This is a genomic window from Caenispirillum salinarum (genome assembly GCF_044803115.1).
Taxonomy (GTDB): Bacteria; Pseudomonadota; Alphaproteobacteria; order Rhodospirillales; family Rhodospirillaceae; genus Caenispirillum; species Caenispirillum salinarum_A.
Map to the genome: position 1 here is coordinate 1,320,125 of NZ_CP085224.1, position 18,097 is coordinate 1,338,221.

Below are 18,097 nucleotides of genomic sequence, written 5' to 3' on the forward strand. Positions count from 1 at the left end.
GTCATGAAGGTTCTCATCGTCGACGACATGCTGCCCAACGCCATGCTGCTGCAGGCCCTGCTGGCCGACCTGCCGGACGTGGAAGCCCGCGTGGTCGAGAGCGGGGCGCAGGCGCTGGAGGCGTGTCGCGATCAGGCGCCGGATTTGGTAGTGACGGACTACGTCATGCCGGGCATGGACGGCGTGGAACTGGTGCGCGCCCTGCGCGAGGCCCGGCCGGGCGATTTCATCCCGGTCCTGATGGTCACCGCCGACGACCAGAAGCAGGTGCTGTACCAGGCCTTCGAGGCCGGGGCGACCGACTTCCTGCGCAAGCCGCTGGACGAGGTGGAACTGCGCGCGCGGGTGCGCAACATGCTCGCCCTGCGCCGCCAGCACCTGGACCTGGAACGGCTGGCGACCACCGACACGTTGACCGGCGCCCTCAACCGCCGGGCCTTCATGGCGCGGCTGGAGACGGAGACGCAGCGCGCCGGCCGCCATGGGCACGATTTCGCCGTGCTGATGCTCGACATTGACCACTTCAAGCGCATCAACGACACCCGCGGCCATGCCGCCGGGGACCAGGCGCTGGTGGCCTTCGCCGACACGCTGCGCGGCCACCTGCGCGACACCGACAGCCTCGGGCGCCTGGGCGGCGAGGAATTTGCCGTGTTGCTGCCGGAAACCGGCGCCGACGGTGCCGCCACCCTGGCGGAGCGCCTGCGCGCGGCCGTGGCGGCTGCGCGGGTGACGACGGACGCCGCGACCTTCGGCTTCACGACCTCCGCCGGCCTGGCCAGCTTCGCCGGCGACACGCCCGAGAGCCTGCTGCGCCGCGCCGACGGCGCGCTCTACCGCGCCAAGGAAGGCGGCCGCGACCGGGTGGTGGCGGCCGCCTGAGGCGCGGCTACTCCGCAGCCTTGCCCTGGAGCATGGGCTGCGGCAGCGGCACCGGCGGCGCGCTGCCGTTCTTGTCCTGGCCGAAGTACAGGGTCATGTGCGGGAACGGGATCTCGATGCCGGCGGCGTCGAAGTGCTGCTTCACCAGCTTGTTGTAGGCCCGCCCGATGGCCCACTGCGAACCCGGCGCCGTCTTGATGCGCACGCGGATGTTCACCGAGCTGTCGGCCAGGGCGACGACGCCGCTGACCTCCAGGTCGTCCAGGATCAAGGGCGCGTTGTCGGGGTTGGCGCGCAGCTCCTCGAACGCTTCCTTGAGGCGCTCGATGGCGTCATCGACGTTCTCGCGGTAGGCGATGCCGTACTCGCCCACATGGAAGGCGAAGTCGCGCATGAAGTTGGTCACCAGGTCGACCGACGAAAACGGGATGATGTGGTACGAGCCCGCCAGGTCCCGGATGCCGATGGAGCGGATCGTCAGCTTTTCCACTGTGCCGGAGATGCCGCCGACCGTGACCACGTCGCCGGTGTTGATGGCGTTCTCAAGCTGGATGAAGACGCCCGTGATGATGTCCTGCACCAGCTTCTGCGAGCCGAAACCGATGGCAAGGCCCAGCACGCCGGCACCGGCGATGAGCGGTCCGATGTCTATGCCCATCTCGGACATCACGATCATCGCCGTCATGGTGATCAGCACGATGGAAAAGGCATTGCGGAAGATGGCGAGCAGCGTCTTCTCGCGCGCGCCCGGCTCGCCGGTGCCGGTCTCGGGACTGAGCCGGTGCTCCACCCACGAGGCCACGGCGATCCACACCGCCGCCGCCAGGACGATAATGACAGCGATGTCGATGGCAGCGGACAGCATCACCGATCCGCGCTCCGACGCCATCCAGGCCGCCACGTCCCAGACCTCCCAGGCGGCGGCGATCAGCGCCAGGACGAGGACCACCACCACCGTGCGCACCACGCGCAGGCCGGTCGGGATGTAGGTGTTCAGGCGCCTTTCGAGCTGCGGCAGACGGCGGCGGGTTTCCTCCGGCACGCGCACGCCCAGCATGATGAGGCGCTCCAGAATGGCATAGGCGACGAAGCCGCCGGCAATCGCCGCCAGCGTCTGGAAAGTGGCCGAGGCCATGAAGGGCAGGGCGTCGCCCGGTCGCACGATGGTCACCAGCGCGAGTGCGGCGAAGTACAGGATGGCGAAGACGTGCCAGGTGCGGGCCAGCAGCCTGATGGCGGCGCCGGTAAAGCCGCTCCTGGCGTTCTCCGCCCGCACCGTCAGCGCGTCGCGCACCCGCTTGCGCTTGGCCAGAATGCCGGTCAGGGCATAGAGGAACGCCAGCAGCATCACCAGCACGGCGACGGCACGCCCGGCGCCCCAGCTGATCTGGGCGGTGACGACGGGCGAGACGAACAGCATGCCGTAGCCGATCAGCCCGACCAGGCGTGCCAGCAGGATGTTCCAGACCGCCGCGTCCTCGGCCGGCAGGGGCAGGATTCGCAGGCCCTGGTAGCGCGAGGCAAACAGGCCGCGCATGCCCAGCTTGACGATTTCGATGATGAGGAAGGCGTTGAGGAACAGCGACTGCGCCGTCCCCATGCGCCCGGCCGTGCCCAGCCAGGTCAGCGCCAGCACATAGCCGCCGACCCACGCGACCAGCACCACGACAAGGTCCAGCAGCGCGGTCCCGCCGATGGCGATGATGCGGTGGACCCAGCGCCGTTCTCCCTCCTGCTGCGCCATGACCCAGCGGTCGGCGCGGGCATAGGCGGGGCGGACGGCGCGGCGCAGCACGAAGAACAGCACCAGGACCGTGGCGATCACGATGGCCAGGTTGGCTGCCCACTCGCTCAGTTGCGCCAAGCCGCGGCCGCCGCCGTTGAACATCTCGATCAGGCCGGTCCAGACGCCCTGGGCCTGCACGATGACCTGCTCGGCGATGCCCTTGGTCATGGTTGCGATCTGGCGGGCCAGCGACGGATCAGGCGCCGCCGCCGTTTCGGCGGCCTCCTCGACCGATGGCGCGGCAAGGCGCCGCAGGTCCTCGATCAGCGCCCGCCGCGCCGCTTCGTCCTCCAGCACGTCGGCAAGGGTGGAATAGGCCGGTGGTGCGGCCTCGGCGTCCTGGGCGAAGGCCGGCGCCGGAAGGGCGAGCATGAGAAGGGCGAGAAGGGGCAGAAGGGGGCGGAGTAGGAACGGCACGGTCAGGATGCTCCGTGGTGTCGGATCGGTGGAAGAAGCCGAGGCAGGACGCCCAGGCTGAACAAGGTGTGTATGATACGCAATACGTCGAAGGCTATACGTCCGGGTCTACTCGAGCGGCTCTTGCGGCTTCTGTCAAATCCATCGTTCGCGCGGAAGGTCCGTCCCCGTCAACCGCGCGCGCGTCGGCGCATCCCTTCGTCGGCACGCAAGGGCGGCTGATCGTGGGATTCGCGTCGATGATTGGATGATTGAAAGCGTCGAGCCCGGCGGACGGAAAGGTCAGGTCGAGGCCGGCTGCACGGCAGCCTCGGCCACCACGACCTTGATGCCCAGGCGCTGCAAGGCAGCCGCGAGCGCCCCATCCGGGGCCTGGTCAACGACCACGCCCGTCAGCGCGTCGAGGGGGGCGACGATCTCCAGCAGGCGCAGGCCGAACTTGCTGTGGTCGACCAGGAGCCAGGCTTCCTCGGCCCGCTCCAGCATGGTTCTCTTGACCCAGGCGGCGCCCCGGTTGACGTCGCAGAATCCGTCCGCCGCCAGGCCGCTGGCGCCAATGAACGCCTTGTTGGCGTGAAACCGGCGCAGGAAGTCCACGGTATCGGTGCCAAAGACGCTGGCTTCCCGTTCATCGAACTCGCCGGGGCAGACGACGATGCGGGGGTGGCGCTTGCCCAGTTCCGAAGCCACCGGATGGCAGTTGGTGACGACGGTCAGCCCCAGGTCGCCGTTGCCGAGATGCCGGGCCAGTTGCAGCGTCGTCGAGCCGGCGTCGATCATCACCACTTCGCCGGGGGCGACCAGGCCGGCGGCCGCCGCGCCGATGCGGGCGCGTTCCTCCACGAATTCGCTGCCGCGTTCGTGGTGCGACGGTTGCACGCCCATGGGCCGGACCGAGGCGCCGCCGTAGGCGCGGGAGACCAGTCCAAGCTCGCTGAGGGCGTCGAGGTCGCGGCGGATGGTCTCGGTGGTGACGTCGAATTTCTCGGCCAGGTCGGCGATGCGGACGTGGGGGCTGATCTGCAATTCGGCCAGGATTTCGTCGCGACGCGCATCCTTCCGGAGCTTGCCGCTCATGGCCGGACCTCCAGCAGGGCCTCGGCGACCTCGCGGAAACCGTCTCCGCCGGACCGCGCCGTCAGCCAGCGCGGGCGCTGCGCCACGCGGTCGGCAAACGGCGCGAAGTTGGCGACTCCAACAGAATTCGTGAAAAAGCCGAACATGGGCTCATCGTTGGGCGAATCTCCGACGAAGGCAACCTTCAAGTTGCCCTCTTCGCGGTCGATGTCTAGGCCGAACTCCTTGGCGAGCATCCGCCGCGCCATGCCCAGCTTGTCGTAGGCGCCATACCACCCGTTGACGTGGATCGAGGAGATTTTCGCGACCGCGCCGGCCGCCTCGAACCGCTCCACGATGGCGTCCACGCTCGCCGGTGGCAGGGGGCCCGCGTCCTCGGCGAAATCAATCGCCAGATCGGCTTCGCGATACGCCTGGTCGGCCGACACCCGCGCGCCGGGAACGGCGGCAAGGACCTCCGCCCGTACCGCGTCCAGGCGGCACCGGTTGCGTGCCCGTTCCTCGGCCGTGGCGTGGTGGTGGCGGATCATGCGCCGGGCGTTCTGGTCGTAGCGGAAATAGAAGGCGCCGTTCTCGCCGATCACGCCGTCGACCGGCCACAGCCGGGCGATGAGGTCGCACCAGCCGGCGGGGCGTCCGGTGACCGGCACCACGCGGATGCCGGCGTCGTGAAGGCGTTCCAGCGCGGCATAGGCCGCCGCCGGCAGGCGGCCGTTGGTGGTCAGCGTGTCGTCGATATCCGTCAGCACCACACGCACCCGGGCCCGTTCCGCCGACGGAAAGGCCGACAGCGGCTGCATTGTGTGGGGGGCGCAGAGCATGTCCGGACTCCGGTGGGGTTCCTTGGGCCGTCGATTGTGGCTGAAAGGATATTGCGTCCGCAACATCGCTATTTGGCTTATGCAAAAAATTTCCGCACACTCGTGTTGCAGAATCCAACTTTCGCGGTTTAGAGTTTCTGATATTGCAGTTTTATGACAACCCGGCGGCGCCGGGTGGTCCAACCACAAAAGCCACTCCAAGAAATCACCGCGAGGAAACGATGCTGCACCCCTTCCGCCTCAACAGATCAACCGGTCCAGCGCTCACCTCGGTGATGGCGGCGGCCCTGCTTGCGACCGCCGTCGGCGCCTCCGACGCCCGGGCGCAGGACTGCCCGAACCGCGGCGACCTGGATACCCGGTACTGCGACGCCGACGGCGATCTGGTGGCCGATGCGCCCACCGACCCGGACGCGCTCGTCAATCCGGACACGCTGGTGTTCGCCTACACGCCGGTCGAGGACCCGGCCATCTATGAAGACATCTGGCAGCCGTTCATCGACCACCTGGAAGAGGTGACCGGCAAGGACGTGCACTTCTTCGCGGTGCAGTCCAACTCGGCGGAAGTGGAGGCCATGCGCAGCGGCCGTCTGCACATCGCCGGCTTCTCCACGGGCCCGACGCCGTTTGCCGTCAACCTGGCCGGCGCGGTGCCGTTCGCGCTGATGGGCGCCGAGGACGGCCGGTTCGGCTACACGCTGCAACTCTACACCCGCAAGGACAGCGGCATCGACAAGATGGAGGACCTGAAGGGCAAGCGGGTCGCCCACACCTCGCCCACCTCCAACTCCGGCAACCAGGCGCCGCGCGCCCTGTTCCCCAAGGAGGGCATCGTCCCCGGCGAGGATTACGAGGTCAGCTATTCGGGCTCGCACGACCAGTCCATGCTGGGCGTGGTCGCGGGCGACTACGATGCCGCGCCGGTGGCGTCGGAAGTGGTCGAGCGCATGGCGGACCGCGGCCTCTACGACCCCGACGAGGTCAAGATCATCTACGAGTCCAAGCCCTTCCCGACCACCTCCTACACCTACGCCCACAACCTGGCGCCTGAGTTGAAGGAGAAGATCGAGGAAGCCTTCTTCAGCTTCGACATGGAAGGCACCGAATTGGGCGAGGAATTCGCCGGCGTCACCAAGTTCATCCCGATCAGCTACAAGGACGACTGGGAGGTCATCCGCGACATCCAGGCCGCCAACGGCGTCACCTACACGCCGGAAAACCTGAAATGACCTAGTGCGCGTCGACGATTGCATCATCGACGCTGCATTCAAGCGCCATGAAGGCTCACGCGCCATAAGGCGCGGCGGCCAGTCGGCCTTGCCGGACGACGAGTGTAAGGGTTTCGTGTGTCGTCCGGTCAAAATCCCCTGCGGCGCGGCGCGGGCTTGTCCTCCCTGGCCCGCGCCGCGTCTGTTTCCGGAGGCGGCACATGCTGCGAATCAAGGACCTGGTGAAGCGCTACGGCAACGACAAGCCGGTGCTCAAGAACCTCAACCTGGAGGTTCCGGGGGAAAGCGTGGTGTCCATCATCGGCGCGTCGGGGGCGGGCAAGAGCACGCTCCTGCGCTGCATCAACAGGCTGGTGGAGCCCAGCGCCGGCAGCATCACCCTGAACGGCATGGAACTGACCGGCCTGAGCAGCGGCCAGTTGCGCAAGGCGCGGCGGCGCATCGGCATGATTTTCCAGGGCTTCAACCTGGTCGACCGCCTGACGGTGATGGAAAACGTCCAGTCCGGCCGGCTGGGCTACATTCCCACATGGCGGGCGGCCCTGCGGCGCTACCCGCAGGAGGACATCGACCGCGCCTTTCACCTGATGGAGCGCGTCGGCATCGCCCACTATGCCAACAAGCGCGCCGACGAGTTGTCGGGCGGTGAACGGCAGCGCGTGGGCGTGGTCCGGGCGCTGATGCAGGAACCGGAAATCCTTCTGGCCGACGAGCCGACGGCCTCGCTCGATCCCAAGACATCGCGCCAGATCATGGAGCTGTTGCAGGCCCTGGCGGCGGAACTGCGCCTGCCGGTCCTGATCAACATCCACAACGTGACGGAGGCGCGCGAGTTCACGCAGCGCATCGTCGGCATGCGCTACGGCCGCATCATCTTCGACGGCGATCCCGCCGCCCTGGACAACGCCGCCATGGACGAAATCTACGCCGGAGTGCCCGCCGCCGAACGCGAGGAAGCCGAGCACACGGGCCGTCTGAGGGAGGTCGCCGCGCGATGACCGACGCCCCCTCCGCCACGGGCGGGGCCGCGCCGGCCGAGGATCGTCCTCGCACCTGGCGCAAGCCGCCCTTCATCGCCAATCCCTGGGTTCGCTGGGGGATCACCGCCGTCGCCGCGGTCTATGTGGTCTGGGCGGTCTCCACCCTGCCGTTCGACTGGCAGCGCATCCAGGACGGGATTCCGCGCGCAATCCGCATCTTTGAAAGCGCCTTCCCGCCGAGTTTCGAGCGCTCCGGCCTGCTGATCCAGGGATTCCTGGAAAGCATCAAGATCGCCATCGTGTCGACGCTGCTGGGCATCGGGTTGAGCGTGCCCATCGCCTTCATGGCTGCCCGCAACATCGCGCCGAAGCCGGTCTATGCGGTGGGGCGCGCGACCATCATCGTGGCCCGCAGCTTCCATCCCGTCATCGTCGCCATCCTGTTCGTCAAGGCGGTGGGCTTCGGCCCGCTGGCCGGCATCCTGACCCTGACCGTCTATTCCATCGGCTTCGTCGCCAAGATGCTGGCCGAGCGCATCGAGGAAATCGACTGGGGGCAGGTGGAGGCCCTGCGCGCCGCCGGCGCGGCGACCGGCATCACGCTGCTCTACGCCGTCATCCCGCAGATCATGCCGCGCCAGATCGGCCTGAGCATCTATCAGCTCGACAGCAACCTGCGCGCCTCGGCGGTGGTGGGCATCGTCGGCGCGGGCGGCATCGGCGCGACGCTGATGAACGCCTTCGGGCGCTATGACTACGACTTCGCGCTCGCCATCACGCTCTGCATCATCGGCGTCATCCTGGTCAGCGAGGCCATCAGCGGCCGCATCCGGAGGAACATATGGTAACGGCCACCCCCACCCAGACCGGCGGCAGCGGGCCGGACGCCGTCGCGGAACGCGCCTGGAGCCGCCATTCCCCGCGCGAGCGCTGGACCCGCCTGGCCGTCATGGCACTGGTCGCCGGTGCCGCCTTCTGGTCGCTGTCGACCATCAACGTCTTCTGGCCCTGGCTGTGGGACGCGCCGCAACAGATGGGCGACCTGTTCGGCCGCATGGTGCCGCCGGACTTCACCCAGTGGCGCGGCATCGCCTGGGCGCTGGTGGAAACGGTGAACATCGCCACCATTGCCACCTTCCTCGCCGTGTTCCTGTCGCTGCCCGTCGCCCTGATCGCGGCGCAGAATACCACGCCCAACAAGGCGACCCTGTGGCTGGGGCGGTTCATCCTGGTCTCCAGCCGCTCGGTCAACACCATCATCTGGGCGCTGCTGTTCGTCGCGGTCTTCGGCCCCGGCGTGCTGGCCGGCATCCTGGCGATCATTTTCCGCTCGCTGGGCTTCCTGGGCAAGCTGGTGGGCGAGGCGATCGAGGAGATCGACCGCAAGCCCATCGAGGCACTGGAGGCGACCGGCGCGTCGCGCATGAAGATCCTGCTCTACGGCGTGGTGCCGCAGGTGATGCCCACGTTCTTCGCCGTGTCGATCCTGCGGTGGGACATCAACCTGCGGGAGTCCACCGTGCTGGGCCTCGTGGGTGCGGGCGGCATCGGCATCATCCTGCAGGGCGCCATCGACACCTTCGCCTGGCAGACGGTCGCCACGATCCTTCTCGCCATCATCGTGCTGGTGCTGGCGGGCGAGGCGGTGGCGGCGTGGCTGCGCAAGAAGGTTATCTGAGGCCCGTCTGCCACGCAGATCACCCCGCCACCGCGACCGGCGGCGGCATCGACGGCGCAGATTGCGCGCGATGCCGCCGGCCCTGGCGCCGGCTTCGGTCCGGTCGACGGTCTCCGTGACGAGTTGCCACCGCGGCACAACCCGGATTGCCGCGGGACGCTCAGCCCGCCCGCAGCCGCGCCAGGAACCGCTGCGTCCTCTGCTCCTGCGGGTCATCGAAGAAGGGTTTCGCCGGTCCCTGTTCCACGATCCGGCCGCCCTCCATGAAGATCACCCGGTCGGCGACATCGCGGGCGAAGGCCATTTCGTGGGTGACGATGACCATGGTGCGGTGCTCGGCCGCCAGCCCCCGAATGACGGCCAGCACCTCCCCCACCAGTTCCGGATCAAGGGCGCTTGTCGGCTCGTCAAAGAGCAGCACATCGGGCTCCATGGCCAGCGCGCGGGCGATGGCGACACGCTGTTGCTGGCCGCCTGACAGGCTGGCGGGGTAGGCGTCGGCCTTCTCCGCCAGCCCCACGCGGGCGAGAACGTCCCGCCCCCTGTCCTCCGCCGCCGCGCGGGAGAGGCCCTTCACCACCACCGGTCCCTCGGTCACGTTGCCAAGCGCCGTGCGGTGGGGGAACAGGTTGAAGGTCTGAAACACGAAGCCGACGTGCTGGCGCAATGCGCGCACCGCCTGCTTCTGCCGTGCCAGCGGACGGGCGCCCTCCACGGTGATGGCGCCGACGCGGATGGTCCCGCCGTCCGGCGCTTCCAGGCAGTTGAGCAGGCGCAGCAGCGTCGTCTTGCCCGAGCCGCTGGGGCCGATGACGGCCACCACCTCGCCCTTGTCCACGGTCAGGTCGACGCCGTCCAGTACGACCGTTTCGCCGAACCGCTTGGTCAGGCCGGTTGCCTCGATCATGCTCATGGCGTCAGACCCTTACGTGGCGCGTGGCGCGCGCTTCCATGCGGTGCTGCCCCCATGACAGCGCCGTCGACAGCACCCAGTAGAGGGCGGCGGCGGCCAAGTACATGGTGAAGACCTCGTAGGTGCGGGCGGTGATGAGCTGGGCTTGGCGGAACAGTTCCGGCACCTGGATGGTGGCGGCCAGCGAGGTGTCTTTGACCAGGCTGACGAAGCTGTTGCCGAGCGCCGGCAGGGCGACGCGGGCGGCCTGCGGCAGGATGGTCCGCCGCATGGTCTGCGCCGGCGTCATGCCGATGCTGTAGCTGGCCTCCCACTGGCCCCGGTCGATGGAGGCAATGGTTCCGCGCAGGATTTCCGACGTATACGCCGCCATGTTCAGCGAAAAGCCGATCAGCGCCGACGGGATGGGGTCGAGCCGGATGCCGGCCTGGGGCAGGCCGTAGTAGATGATGAAAAGCTGCACCAGCAGCGGCGTGCCCCGGATGAACGAAACGTACACGCGCGCCGGCCAGCGCAGCAGCTTCAACGGCGACAGGCGCATCAGCGCCAGAAGGAACCCGAGCACCAGCCCGCAGGCCATGCCGCCGATGCTGAGCACAACGGTATAGGCGGCCCCCTTCAGCAGGAAGGGAGCCGCCTGGGCCAATGAGGCGAGGACGCCGTCCATGGTCTTACTGGGTCACGTCGGAGCCGAACCACTCCTTGGAGATCTCGGCCAGCTCGCCGCTCTGGCGCAGGTCGTCGATGGCTTGGTCGAGGGCGGCCAGAAGCTCGGGATTGTCCTTGCGGATGGCGACGCCCATGCGCTGCTTGGAGAACGGCTCCCCGGCCGCGACCACGGCCCCGTCGGAGCGGCGCAGCAGGTAGCCGGCCATCAGGCGGTCGTTGAGCAGCGCGTCGATGCGGCCAACCCGCAGGTCCTGGAGGGAGGCGACGTTGTCGTCATAGGTGCGGACGTCGGCGCCCGGCGCGTTCTCGCGCAGCCAGTCCTCGTAGTTGCTGCCGAGCCCGACGCCGACCGCCTGGCCTTCCAGGGCTTCCGGCGAGGTCAGCTCGTCGGCCTTGTCCTCGGTCGTGATGATCTGGATGCCCGAGACCGTGTAGGGCTGGGTGAAGTCGTACTTCTCCTGCCGTTCCGGCGTGATGGTCACCTGATTCATGATCGCGTCGAAGCGTTCGGAGTCCAGGCCGGCCAGCATGCCGTCCCACTTGGTCGGCACGAACTCGGCTTCCACGCCCATCTCCTCGGCGACCGCCTTGGCGAAATCGATCTCGAAGCCGACGAGGTTGCCCTGTTCGTCGGTGTAGTTGAACGGCGGATAGGTGCCTTCCACGCCGATGCGGATGGTGCCGCGCTCCTTGATCTGGTCAAGCAGGCTCTCGTCCTGGGCGGCGGCGGGGGTGGCGGCGCCGAAGCCCATGCCGGCGAGAACAACGGCTGAGAGAAGGCCGCGCAGGCGGGGGAAATGCATGTCCGTCTCCTGGTGCTTGTCACGATGGTGGCGCCGGCCGGGCCGGCGCGCCTTTATCTCTGAACTCACGCAGATAATGTGACATTACCGAACTGTCAAATTTTCATGATAAACAATTTATTGATGTAGATCGTGGCTGCCGTCGGTGGGGCCGCCGGCGTCCGCGCCGTGGTCGTGCGGCACCAGGGCGTCCGCCTGCCCGGCCGTCGAAACGATCACCGGCAGGTTGAGCGTCAACAGCGCCACCAGCAGGGCGGCCACAAGGCGGAACGGCGTCTTCGGCGACATGGCGCGACTATGACACAGGCGCCGGGTGCGAAAACCGTCTTGAGTGGCGGAGCGATATGTCTTCATTCCCGTTGACGAGTTGGCGGGGCCAGCGTATCTGAAAGCGATACCGCCCGCGCCCGACCGCCATCACGGCTGTCGAGGGGTTTTGGAATCCCGGCATGATTCAGCGCCTGCTCATCGCCCTTCTGCTCTGCGCGGCCGTTCTCGGCGGCGTGGCGCCGGCGTGGGCACACGAGCATGGCGCGGCGCAGATGCCTGCCGGCCACGGCTCGGCGCACGACCATCACCACGCCATGACCGACGACGGCGCGGCGTGCACGACGGCTGAGGGCCGCCATGCGGGGCACGACACCCCCGACGCCGCCGGCTGTCCCGGCGCGGCCTCGGCCTGTGGCGGATCATTCGCCGGTTGGCCGACGGTGCCGTTCGATATTGGGGCCCAGGAGCCGGCGGGTCTGCCCCAGCCCGGTGCGGAGCGCCATATGACTGCGCTCGCCCTTTCCCCCGATCTTCGGCCTCCGCGTACTTCTTCCTGACGCTCACCGCATCACGCGGCGCACCCGATGCGCCGTTGACGGCCGTTATGGAAGAAGGACGCCCCATTCATGTCCGCACGCACAGCGCTGGTTGCCGCCGTGGCGCTCGCCGCCGGTGTCGCCGGTGGTCTCGCCTACGAGCGCGGAGGCCTGTTCCCCCACGGCGCGGGCGAGACCGCTGCCGCTGAAAAGAAGATCCTCTACTGGGTCGCCCCCATGGACCCCAACTACCGGCGCGATGCGCCCGGCAAGTCGCCCATGGGCATGGACCTGATCCCGGTCTACGAGGGTGAGGAGACGGGCGGCGCCGGAGCCGATGCCGCCGACGCGGACGTCGTCCAGCTTTCCCCGGCGGTCGTCAACACCATGGGCGTGCGCACCGCGAGCGCCGTGCGAGCCTCCCTCGGCGGGGCCGTCCACACGGTGGGTTACGTGGCGCTGGACGAGGACAAGACGTCCCACGTCCACGTCCGCAAGGAAGGCTGGATCGAGGGGCTGAAAATCCGCTCCCTCGGGGCGGAGGTGACGCAGGGCGAGGTCCTGTTCGAATACTTCTCCCCGGAACTGGCGGCGTCCTCCTTCGAATACGTCCGCGACCTTCAGCGCGGCGACACCTGGGCCGGAGCCGGCGGGCGGGCCAAGCTGAAGGCGCTCGGCGTGTCGGAGCGCCAGATCGAGGAAATCGCCAAGAGCCGCAAGCCGGCGGAGCGCGTCCGCGTGTATGCGCCGCAGGGCGGCGTGGTGGTGCAACTTGGCGTCGGCGAGGGCATGTACATCCGCCCCGACCAGACGCTCATGACCCTGTCGGACCTGGGAACGGTCTGGGTTATCGCCGACGTGTTCGAAAGCCAGTCCGACCGGGTGCAGCCGGGCATGGAGGCGGAGGCGCGGCTGGCGCACCTGCCGGAGCGGGTGTGGCACGGCAAGGTGGATTACATCTATCCCGAACTGGACCCGACCACGCGGACGCTGCGGGTGCGGCTGCGCTTCGACAACGCCGACCTCGCCTTACGGCCGAATATGTTCGCCTCCATCACCCTGGCTGGAACGGCGCGAGCGGAGGCGGTGGTGGTACCGGCGGAGGCGGTGATCCGCACCGGGCGCAGCGACCGGGTGGTGCTCGCGCTGGGCGACGGACGCTTCCGGGCGGTGCCGGTGACGGTGGGCTTCAGCGATGGCGAGCGGACGGAGGTCCTGGAGGGGCTCGACGACGGCGTGGAGGTGGTCAGCTCGGGCCAGTTCCTGATTGATTCCGAGGCCAGCCTGAAGGCCGGCTTCGCCCGCATGGAAGACCCGGTGCAGGAGCCCGCGCCGGAGGTGATCGCCGAGACGGCGGCGACGGTCAACGCGGTGGACGCGGAAGCCCGCACCGTCAACGTCACCCACGAGCCCATCCCCGTGCTCGGCTGGCCCGCCATGACCATGGACTTCGGCCTGGTCGACGGCATTGACCCGTCTGTTTTCGCGGTGGGCGGCGCGGTTTCCCTCGGCATCGGGAAGGATGCGGAAGGCACCTTCGTCGTCGTCACCGCCGAGGCCGCCGCGGCCGAGGTCTGGGGCGAGGGCGTGGTCGATGCGGTCAAGGAAGAGGGCCGCGTGCTCACCGTCACCCATGACCCGATCCCGGCGCTCGGCTGGCCGGCCATGACCATGGACTTCACGGTCGAGCCGCCGCCCGAGACCGCGCCGGCCGTGGGCGAGCGCATCCGCTTCGCGCTGGGCAAGGACGCGGCCGGAATGCCGGTCATCGTCGAGATCGCCGCATCCGCCGACACGGCGGCGGCGGGGGTGACGCAATGATCGCCGCCATCATCCGCTGGTCGCTGCGCAACCGCTTTCTGGTGGTGGTGCTGACCGTCCTGCTGGGCGTCGGCGGCCTGTGGGCGCTGAAATCGACGCCCGTCGACGCCATCCCCGATCTGTCGGACGTGCAGGTCATCATCAAGACCTCCTATCCCGGCCAGGCGCCGCAGGTGGTGGAGGACCAGATCACCTATCCGCTGTCGACGGCCATGCTGTCGGTGCCGGGCGCGCGCACGGTGCGCGGCTATTCCATGTTCGGCGACAGCTATGTCTACGTCATCTTCGAGGACGGAACGGACCTCTACTGGGCGCGGTCGCGGGTGCTGGAGTACCTGTCGCAGGTCACGCCCCGGCTGCCGCAGGGGGCGACGCCGGCGCTCGGCCCCGATGCGACGGGTGTCGGCTGGGTCTACCAGTACGCGCTGGTCGACCGCACCGGCCGGCATGATCTTGCGCAGTTGCGCGCCATCCAGGACTGGTTCCTGAAGTACGAGCTTCAGACCGTGCCGGGCGTGGCCGAGGTGGCGACCATCGGCGGCATGGTCAAGCAATACCAGATCGTCGTCGACCCCCAGCGCCTGCGCGCCTACGGCCTGCCGCTGTCGGTGGTCAAGGACGCGGTGCAGCAGGCCAACCAGGAAACCGGCGGTTCCGTTATCGAGATGGCGGAGGCGGAATACATGGTCCGCGCCGGCGGCTATGTGGACGAGATCGCCGACCTGGAGGCGGTGCCGCTCAAGACCAGCACGGCGGGGACGCCGGTGCTGCTGTCGGATGTGGCCGACATCCGCCTCGGCCCCGAACTGCGGCGCGGCATCGGCGAGTTGGACGGGCAGGGGGAGGCCGTCGGCGGCGTCATCATCATGCGCTGGGGCGAGAACGCGCTGACGACCATCGAGGGCGTCAAGGCCAAGCTGGCCGATCTTCAGGCCAGCCTGCCCGAGGGCGTGGAGGTGGTGACGACCTACGACCGCTCCGGCCTCATCAACCGGGCCATCGACACGCTGACGCACAAGCTGCTGGAGGAAATGCTGGTGGTGGTGCTGGTCTGCGCCGCCTTCCTGCTGCACCTGCGATCCTCGCTGGTGATCGTGCTGTTCCTGCCGCTGGGCATCCTGGCGGCCTTCCTGGTCATGCGCGTGCAGGGCATCAACGCCAACATCATGTCGCTGGGCGGCATCGCCATCGCCATCGGCGCCATGGTCGATGCCGCCATCGTCATGATCGAGAACCTGCACCGCAAGATCGAGACGACGCCGCTGACCCGCGAGAACCGCTGGAAGGTGGTGGCCGAGGCGACGACCGAGGTCGGGCCGGCGCTGTTTTTCTCGCTTCTCATCATCACGCTCAGTTTCGTGCCGGTCTTCGCGCTGGAGGCGCAGGAAGGCCGCATGTTCCAGCCGCTGGCGTTTACCAAGACCTATGCCATGGCGGCGGCGTCCATCCTGTCCATCACCCTGGTGCCGGTGCTGATGGGCTGGTTCATCCGCGGCCGCCACATCATTCCCGAGCACCGCAACCCGGTGAGCCGCGTGTTCATCTGGCTCTACCGCCCGCTGCTGGGCGGCGTGGTGCGGCATCCGCTGCTGATGGTGCTGGCGGCGGTGGTGCTGACGGCTGGCACCGTCTACCCCATGTCCAAGCTCGGCAGCGAGTTCATGCCGGAGCTGGACGAGGGCGACATCCTCTACATGCCGAGCCTGTTCCCCGCCGTCTCCATCGGCAAGGCGGGCGAAATCCTGCAACAGACCGACCGCCTGATCCGCACCCTGCCGGAGGTGGAAACCGTCTACGGCAAGGTCGGACGGGCGGAAACGGCCACCGACCCGGCACCCCTGACCATGGTGGAGACGACGGTGCGCCTGAAGCCGCGCGAGGACTGGCGGCCGGGTATGACCATGGCGAAAATCCGCGACGAGCTGGACCGCCTGGTGCAGATCCCCGGCGTCACCAACGTCTGGATCATGCCCATCAAGAACCGGCTGGACATGCTGGCGACGGGCGTGAAGACGCCGGTCGGCATCAAGGTGGCCGGGCCGGACCTGGACGAAATCGGCCGCGTCGCCGCCCGCATCGAGGAGGCGGTCAAGGCCGTCCCCGGCACAGCCTCGGCCTATGCCGAGCGCACCGTCGGCGGGCGGTACCTGGACGTCGAGATCGACCGCCGCGCCGCCGCCCGCCACGGCCTGTCCATCGCCGACGTGCAGGACGTGGTGCGCACCGCCATCGGCGGCATGCGCATCTCTGAAACCGTGGAGGGGCTGGAGCGCTACCCCATCAACATCCGCTACCCCTACGACGACCGCACCAGCATCGAGGCCTTGCGCGAGTTGCCCATGGTCACGCCCTCGGGCGCGCAGATCGGCCTTGGCGACGTGGCGGAGATCACCGTCACCGATGGGCCGGGCATGATCCGGTCGGAAAACGCCCGGCTCAACGGCTGGATCTATGTCGACATCGCCGGCCGCGACCTCGGCGGCTATGTGGAGGACGCGCGCCGGGTGGTGGCCGAGCAGGTCACGCTGCCGCCGGGCTACTCCGTTGCGTGGTCCGGCCAGTTCGAGTTCCTGGAGCGGGCGGAAAAGCGCCTCTCCATGATCGTGCCGGTGACGCTGCTGCTGATCGTCGTGCTGCTGTTCATGGCGTTTGGCCGCGCGATCGACGTCGCCACCATCGTGGGCACCCTGCCCATCGCGCTGTCGGGCGGCTTCTGGCTGCTGTGGATGCTGGACTTCGACCTGTCTGTGGCCGTGGTGGTGGGCTTCATCGCGCTGGCCGGCGTGGCGGTTGAGACGGCGATCATCATGCAGGTCTACCTCAACCTCGCGCTCGACAAACGGCGCCGGCAGGCGGCGGAGGAGGGGCGGCCGGTCACCATGGACGACGTGCTCGACGCGGTGACGGAAGGGGCGCTGTTGCGCCTGCGGCCCAAGATCATGACCGTCGCCACCATCTTCGCCGGCCTGCTGCCCATCATGATCGGCACCGGCACGGGGGCGGAGGTCATGCGCCGCATCGCCGCCCCCATGGTCGGCGGCATGGCGACGGCGACGCTTCTCACCCTGTTCGTCATCCCGGCGGTGTTCGTGCTGGTCAACCGCATCGACGCCGTCCGCAACCCCAAAACCCTGTCCCCCACCTCCGGCGCCATGGCCCACGGCCACCCCGCCGAATGACTTAACCTCAGGAGACTTAAACCCATGAAGACAATCCTTTTCGCCGCCGCCGTCCTGGCCATTCTGCCGGCCGCCGCCATGGCGCAGTCCTCTCATTCCATGTCCGACCATTCCACGATGGCCGGGTCGAAGCACGGGGAGGAAGCGGCCGTCGCCGGCACCGGCACGGTCAACAGCGTCGACCCCGACGCCCGCAAGGTCAACGTGACGCACGAGCCGATCCCGGCCATCGGCTGGCCCGCCATGACCATGGACTTCGCCGTGGCCGAGGACGTCGACCTCGCCGCCCTGGAAGAGGGCGTCCCGGTGTCCTTCACCCTGACGCGGGGTGCTGACGGCATCTACATGATCGAGACCGTGCAGGCGCAGTAAGGGTGCGAAAGAGGCGGCGGCGGATGCCGTGGCGCATCCGCCGCTTTTACTGCTTCCGCCCGCCTTCCCGGCGGCAACCGTTACCGGAGGGCTCGCTTCCCGGCAACGCGCCCTATATGGCAAGCGTCTAATGTTCCTCGAATCCTCTTGAGACCCGGAGCCTTGCCATGAGCTACACCTTCAGCACCACGCTCGACATGCCCTTCGACGCGGCCGTCTCCACGGTCACCGAGGCCCTGAAGCAGGAAGGTTTCGGCGTCCTGAGCGAGATCGACGTCAAGGAGACCCTGAAGAAGAAGATCGACGTGGATTTCCGCCCCTACCGTATCCTCGGCGCTTGCAACCCGAAGATGGCGCATCAGGCCCTTCAGGCCGAGCCGGAGATCGGCGTCATGCTGCCCTGCAACGTCGTCGTCCAGGAAGACGAGAGCGGCAAGACCCGTGTCTCCGCCGTCGACCCCGTGGCGTCCATGCAGGCGGTGGACAATCCCGCGCTGGGCGACATCGCCGGCCAGGTCCGCGAGGCCCTGCGGCGGGTGGTCGAGGGGCTGGAGCGGGGGCAGGCGGCCTGACGCCGGCGGTCCGGCCGCTCCCGCCGACATACTCCTGAAACGTCGTCGTGGTCTCTCTGAAGGTGTCGACCTTCCTGCTCCAGGAGGCCGCC

General features: G+C 68.3%; 17 protein-coding genes. 10 read left to right on the top strand and 7 right to left on the bottom strand.

The window, feature by feature from the left end; translation table 11 throughout:
• Positions 1 to 3 precede the first annotated feature (3 nt).
• Positions 4 to 882, top strand: a complete 879-nt coding sequence (locus LG334_RS05925; protein WP_404384232.1) for a diguanylate cyclase — start codon at positions 4 to 6, stop codon at positions 880 to 882.
• Between the two features lie 7 nt (positions 883 to 889).
• On the opposite strand, the gene LG334_RS05930 is transcribed toward LG334_RS05925, so the two are convergent.
• From LG334_RS05930 to LG334_RS05940, 3 genes are all read right to left on the bottom strand, one after another.
• Positions 890 to 3,085, bottom strand: coding sequence for a mechanosensitive ion channel domain-containing protein (locus LG334_RS05930; RefSeq protein WP_404384234.1), 2,196 nt, complete (start codon positions 3,083 to 3,085; stop codon positions 890 to 892).
• Between the two features lie 282 nt (positions 3,086 to 3,367).
• Positions 3,368 to 4,162, bottom strand: coding sequence for a DeoR/GlpR family DNA-binding transcription regulator (locus LG334_RS05935; RefSeq protein WP_404384236.1), 795 nt, complete (start codon positions 4,160 to 4,162; stop codon positions 3,368 to 3,370).
• Positions 4,159 to 4,983 (bottom strand): HAD family hydrolase, encoded by an 825-nt coding sequence (locus LG334_RS05940; RefSeq protein WP_404384238.1) that lies wholly within the window; start codon positions 4,981 to 4,983, stop codon positions 4,159 to 4,161. The genes LG334_RS05935 and LG334_RS05940 overlap by 4 nt, the downstream gene beginning before the upstream one ends.
• Before the next feature lie 221 nt (positions 4,984 to 5,204).
• On the opposite strand from LG334_RS05940, the gene phnD reads away from it, so the two are divergent.
• The 4 genes from phnD to phnE (LG334_RS05960) all read left to right on the top strand — a co-directional run bounded on the left by phnD (position 5,205) and on the right by phnE (LG334_RS05960) (position 8,870).
• Positions 5,205 to 6,212 carry a phosphate/phosphite/phosphonate ABC transporter substrate-binding protein gene (phnD, locus tag LG334_RS05945; protein ID WP_404384240.1) on the top strand — a complete coding sequence of 336 codons (1,008 nt, stop codon included), beginning with the start codon at positions 5,205 to 5,207 and terminating at the stop codon, positions 6,210 to 6,212.
• A 200-nt stretch (positions 6,213 to 6,412) separates the two neighbouring features.
• On the top strand, positions 6,413 to 7,210 hold the full coding sequence (phnC, locus tag LG334_RS05950; protein ID WP_404384242.1) for a phosphonate ABC transporter ATP-binding protein: 798 nt from the start codon (positions 6,413 to 6,415) through the stop codon (positions 7,208 to 7,210).
• Positions 7,207 to 8,040 carry a phosphonate ABC transporter, permease protein PhnE gene (gene phnE / locus LG334_RS05955; protein ID WP_404384244.1) on the top strand — a complete coding sequence of 278 codons (834 nt, stop codon included), beginning with the start codon at positions 7,207 to 7,209 and terminating at the stop codon, positions 8,038 to 8,040. Before phnC ends, phnE (LG334_RS05955) begins: the two co-directional genes overlap by 4 nt.
• Positions 8,034 to 8,870 (top strand): phosphonate ABC transporter, permease protein PhnE, encoded by an 837-nt coding sequence (gene phnE, locus LG334_RS05960; protein WP_404384246.1) that lies wholly within the window; start codon positions 8,034 to 8,036, stop codon positions 8,868 to 8,870. The genes phnE (LG334_RS05955) and phnE (LG334_RS05960) overlap by 7 nt, the downstream gene beginning before the upstream one ends.
• Before the next feature lie 160 nt (positions 8,871 to 9,030).
• Here the strand turns inward: phnE (LG334_RS05960) and tcyN are convergent, their stop codons facing one another.
• The 4 genes from tcyN to LG334_RS05980 all read right to left on the bottom strand — a co-directional run bounded on the left by tcyN (position 9,031) and on the right by LG334_RS05980 (position 11,543).
• The gene (gene tcyN, locus LG334_RS05965; protein ID WP_404386311.1) at positions 9,031 to 9,777 is read right to left on the bottom strand and encodes an L-cystine ABC transporter ATP-binding protein TcyN; all 747 of its coding nucleotides are present in this window, start codon (positions 9,775 to 9,777) and stop codon (positions 9,031 to 9,033) included.
• 10 nt (positions 9,778 to 9,787) lie between these two features.
• Positions 9,788 to 10,450 carry a cystine ABC transporter permease gene (gene tcyL, locus LG334_RS05970; RefSeq protein WP_404384248.1) on the bottom strand — a complete coding sequence of 221 codons (663 nt, stop codon included), beginning with the start codon at positions 10,448 to 10,450 and terminating at the stop codon, positions 9,788 to 9,790.
• A 4-nt stretch (positions 10,451 to 10,454) separates the two neighbouring features.
• A complete protein-coding gene (tcyJ, locus tag LG334_RS05975; protein WP_404384250.1) occupies positions 10,455 to 11,255 on the bottom strand; it encodes a cystine ABC transporter substrate-binding protein in 801 nt (266 codons plus the stop codon).
• A 117-nt stretch (positions 11,256 to 11,372) separates the two neighbouring features.
• Positions 11,373 to 11,543, bottom strand: a complete 171-nt coding sequence (locus LG334_RS05980) for a hypothetical protein (protein ID WP_404384252.1) — start codon at positions 11,541 to 11,543, stop codon at positions 11,373 to 11,375.
• 161 nt (positions 11,544 to 11,704) lie between these two features.
• On the opposite strand from LG334_RS05980, the gene LG334_RS05985 reads away from it, so the two are divergent.
• From LG334_RS05985 to LG334_RS06005, 5 genes are all read left to right on the top strand, one after another.
• On the top strand, positions 11,705 to 12,082 hold the full coding sequence (locus LG334_RS05985) for a hypothetical protein (RefSeq protein WP_404384254.1): 378 nt from the start codon (positions 11,705 to 11,707) through the stop codon (positions 12,080 to 12,082).
• Positions 12,083 to 12,151: 69 nt separating this feature from the next.
• Positions 12,152 to 13,882, top strand: coding sequence for an efflux RND transporter periplasmic adaptor subunit (locus LG334_RS05990; protein WP_404384256.1), 1,731 nt, complete (start codon positions 12,152 to 12,154; stop codon positions 13,880 to 13,882).
• Entirely contained in the window at positions 13,879 to 17,061 is a 3,183-nt protein-coding gene (locus LG334_RS05995; RefSeq protein WP_404384258.1) for an efflux RND transporter permease subunit, read from the top strand. The genes LG334_RS05990 and LG334_RS05995 overlap by 4 nt, the downstream gene beginning before the upstream one ends.
• Before the next feature lie 24 nt (positions 17,062 to 17,085).
• Positions 17,086 to 17,433, top strand: a complete 348-nt coding sequence (locus tag LG334_RS06000; RefSeq protein WP_404384260.1) for a copper-binding protein — start codon at positions 17,086 to 17,088, stop codon at positions 17,431 to 17,433.
• 167 nt (positions 17,434 to 17,600) lie between these two features.
• Positions 17,601 to 18,005, top strand: a complete 405-nt coding sequence (locus LG334_RS06005; RefSeq protein ID WP_404384262.1) for a DUF302 domain-containing protein — start codon at positions 17,601 to 17,603, stop codon at positions 18,003 to 18,005.
• The last annotated feature ends 92 nt before the right edge of the window (positions 18,006 to 18,097 follow it).